This window comes from Peptoniphilus sp. oral taxon 836 str. F0141, from assembly GCF_000179335.1.
Lineage (GTDB): Bacteria > Bacillota > Clostridia > Tissierellales > Peptoniphilaceae > Peptoniphilus_A > Peptoniphilus_A lacrimalis.
This window is the reverse complement of sequence record NZ_AEAA01000077.1, coordinates 1-573: the sequence shown is the minus strand read 5'-3', so window position 1 is coordinate 573 and position 573 is coordinate 1. Positions and strand designations below refer to the sequence as shown.

Genomic DNA, 573 nt, shown 5'->3' with positions numbered 1-573 from the left:
AATTTAAATATACTTCAGTTTTTCCGCTTCCTGTTAGACCATATAATATAGAAACTTCCTTTTTTGTACTTTCTATACTTTTAATAGCATCTTTTTGTTCTTCGTTTAATGTATGATTAGTTCCAACTTTACCTATATATTTTTTATCGCTTTTTACTTCCATATCAAATTCTGTAACTAAGTCTTTTTTTATCAGAGCTTCGATAGGAGTTGAAGACATTTTTAGTTCTTTCATCAAAAGTTTTTTTGAAACATCCTTTTTTTCTATTATATAATTCACGGCTTGACTTTGTCTTTTTGTTAATCCTTGAAGTTTTTCCATAGAAAAATTATTGGATTTTTTCAAATATTTTTCAGTTTTTATTTTAATACTAGTGATAGGGAGATATGAAAACTTTAAAATTCCTTTTTTATAAAGTTTATTGCACAGATTCTTCATATTTGAATCCATATCTTCATATAATTTATCTAAATTTATTTTCTTTAAATCTTCAAGATCCTGACCGTAGGGATATTTTTTTATATTTACAGATTTTTTTATTTTCTTTAAGTCACCAGGAGGAAGTAAGGGTG

Annotated in this window: 1 pseudogene; it reads right to left on the bottom strand. The window is 25.3% G+C overall.

From position 1 onward, the window contains the following. Positions 1-573: pseudogene (locus tag HMPREF9131_RS03470) on the bottom strand (primosomal protein N'); the annotation flags it as partial.